The 2,682-nt window shown below is 65.2% G+C and carries 3 protein-coding genes and 1 pseudogene; 1 reads left to right on the forward strand and 3 read right to left on the reverse strand.

Annotated features, from left to right (window positions below):
* The 3 genes from AC5DC2_RS22580 to AC5DC2_RS22590 form a co-directional block, all read right to left on the reverse strand.
* A partial coding sequence (locus AC5DC2_RS22580; RefSeq protein WP_491700111.1) for a DUF2000 family protein occupies positions 1-231 on the reverse strand: 231 nt, incomplete at its 3' end.
* A 66-nt stretch (positions 232-297) separates the two neighbouring features.
* Positions 298-1,104, reverse strand: a complete 807-nt coding sequence (locus AC5DC2_RS22585) for an AraC family transcriptional regulator (protein ID WP_061449918.1) — start codon at positions 1,102-1,104, stop codon at positions 298-300.
* A 159-nt stretch (positions 1,105-1,263) separates the two neighbouring features.
* Positions 1,264-2,145: a LysR family transcriptional regulator gene (locus AC5DC2_RS22590; protein WP_491700112.1), complete on the reverse strand. Its 882-nt coding sequence runs from the start codon at positions 2,143-2,145 to the stop codon at positions 1,264-1,266.
* 97 nt (positions 2,146-2,242) lie between these two features.
* On the opposite strand from AC5DC2_RS22590, the pseudogene AC5DC2_RS22595 reads away from it, so the two are divergent.
* Positions 2,243-2,682, forward strand: a pseudogene (locus AC5DC2_RS22595) (oxidoreductase); the annotation flags it as partial.

Genomic DNA, 2,682 nt, shown 5'->3' on the forward strand with positions numbered 1-2,682 from the left:
CAGGTCGGCCGCCTTGTCGAAGAGCGCCGGCAGTTCTTCTGCCGATGCACCGAGAACCGGCAAGGCGACGGTGGTGATTCCGGCAAGGGAAAACCCGTCACCGGTCGGCGTATCCGCGCCGACAAGGTCGGGCCGCAGCTTCCCGAGGCTCATGGCCATGACGGCCGGGAAATTCGCCTTGAGGCCGGTCGGCAGCGTTTCATCCAGAATGATCACGGGTTTGAGTGACATGACGGTCTCCTTTCGCGCCACGCCATGGCATGCAGGAAGGCGGCGGGTCTTGGACGAAATTGACGTTCAGTGCCGGATGAGCGCGCCGGGCGTCACGCCGTAATGGCGGCGGAAATGGCGGATCAGATGCGCCTGATCGCAAAACCCGGCGGCAATCGCGGCCTCGACCGCGGGCGCGCCGTCGAGCAGCAGACGGCGGGCATGATCCAGGCGGACGCGCACCACATGGCCGTGCGGCGTCAGTCCGGTGGCGCGGACGGTGCTGCGGATGAGATAGGACGGGTTCAGGCCGACGGCGGCCGCCATATCGGACAGGCTCAGCGGTTTTCCGGCGGCGACGCCCTCCGCGATCAAGCCAAGCAGCGTGCGGATTGCGGCGGGCTCGTTGCCCGCCCGGCGCAGTTCTGCGCGACCGTAATGCGCGAAGGCTTCGGCCAGCACCGCATGGACAGCCTCCTCCGCCGCCAGGCGATGATCGGCCATCCGGGCGCTGTTGAGGCACGAGGCCAGGCGGGCGAGCGCCTGCGACAGCCTGAACCCGCGGTCGCGCGGGGCGATCTCGGCAAAGCCGCGAAGGCTGCGCACGCCCAGAACCGCGCGCACCGCCGCCTCGGAAGCGTACAGCATGGTGTAACGCACCCGTTCCGAGGCCGCGTGGCCGGTATGCGGCTCTTCCGGGTTCATCAAGGAGAGCGAACCGGCAGGCAGCACCATGCTTTCGCCGCGACAGAGATAACCGCCGGCACCTTCGGCAATCGCGCCGATCGCAAAGCCCTCATGCGCATGGCGGGTGAACCTCTGCGTGCTGAAGGCGGCCTCGAAAAAATCGATGCCGTGAAGCCATTCAAGATGATGATAACGGTTGCGTTGCATGGGCAATCTATAGCGCCGGAACGGCCGGCGCGGGAGGGGACCGTTTGAAAAAGAGGAGGGAATTCCGCGCGCGGCGACGGGCTAGCGGCCCGAACGCGCATTTTCCGGGTTTGCGGGCCTGATCACTGACGGCGCCATGGGTTCGATTGCCGGCGCTTTTCAGCTCTTGAAGGCATTGATCAACTCGCCAACCAGCGGATTCGGGAAACGGCGATGAAGGGTGATCGCAAAGAATTCCTCGCGCAGGTCCTCCAGCCTGCCCAGTTCGATGAGACGACCGGAGGCCAGTTCGTCCCTCACGACAATTGGCGGAATGACGGCAAGGCCGGCATTGGCGCGCGCCAGCAGGCGGATCATGGCCATGTCGTCGGCCTCGGCGGCAATCCTTGTGGCAATGCCGCGTTGTTCCACCATCGCATCGAAGGAGGCCCGAAGCGCCGATTCCGGCGTCGGCAGAATCAGGGGTTGCGAGGACAGGATTTCGGGAAGGGGCCGGCCCAGAAGCGCGCTTGCGCCCGGCGGCGCAATCACGCTGACCGTCTGCGCCGCCAGGGCGTGCGCCAGATAGGGGCTGGATGCATCGCGCGCCGGCACGAGGTTGGTGAGCACGACATCGATCGACAGCGCTTCGAGCGCGCGCAACAGCTCCGGCTGGGCGCCCGAGCGCAGCACCACCTCGACATCGGAACGGCCGATCAGAGGCTCGATGAAGCCGATCTGGAAGTTTCGGGAAAGCGTTGCCAGCGCACCGACGCGCAAGGCCCGGCGCGCCGTTCCCGCATTCCTCAGCGTGGCTGTCAGATCTTCCGCCGCCCGGAAGATCGCTTCGGCATGGTCCAGCGCGATCCGTCCTGCCTCGGTGAGCACCAGCCCCCGGCCGCGCCGTTCGAAAAGATCATGGCCGAGAGCCGCCTCGAGCGTCCTGATCTGGGACGACAGGGCAGATTGCGACAGGTTCAGGGCGCGCGCGGCCCCCGTCAGGGTGCCATCCCGCGCGACCGCCCGGAACAGTCTCAGATGATGCAGGTTCAACGCCTTCACTTTCATAAAACAGAACGTTTACGAAGAATATATGTAATTTTTTCAATGAAAGCGAGGCGCTATATCGGCGGCATGTTCAATCGCCCCTGAGGTTTCGATGTCGCTTCTTGTTCCCTTGCCCCTGCTGGCGCCGATCGTGTTGCTGGCTGTCGCCGTCGTATCGATCGCCCGTCCCGGCCGCCGCCCGGGACGGTATCCCATGATCGTCGAGGCAAGCGCGCTCGCCGCTTTTGGTTTCGCCCTGGCCGGTCTGGCGCAGCTTCTTGTCTTCGGTCCATCCACGGCGCGCCTTTTTGAAGGCCCCTACATGCTTGCCGTCCGGCTCGATCCCGTCAGCGTGACGATGACGCTGCTGGTGGCCTTCATCGGCTGGGTGGTGATGCGCTATTCCCGCCGCTATCTCGACGGCGAAGCGCGGGAGGGGCGGTTTCACGGCCTGATGCTGGCCGCTCTGGCCGCGGTTCAGATCGTTGTCCAGTCCGCAAGCCTGACGCTGCTTTTCCTCGGTTTCGTCGCCATCGGCATCTGCCTGAAAAA

The sequence above is a fragment of the Martelella sp. genome (assembly GCF_984369615.1).

Coding starts and splice junctions, on each gene's coding strand:
- AC5DC2_RS22585 (WP_061449918.1), bottom strand. CDS start 1,104: ATGCAACGCAACCGTTATCATCATCTTGAATGGCTTCACGGCATCGAT.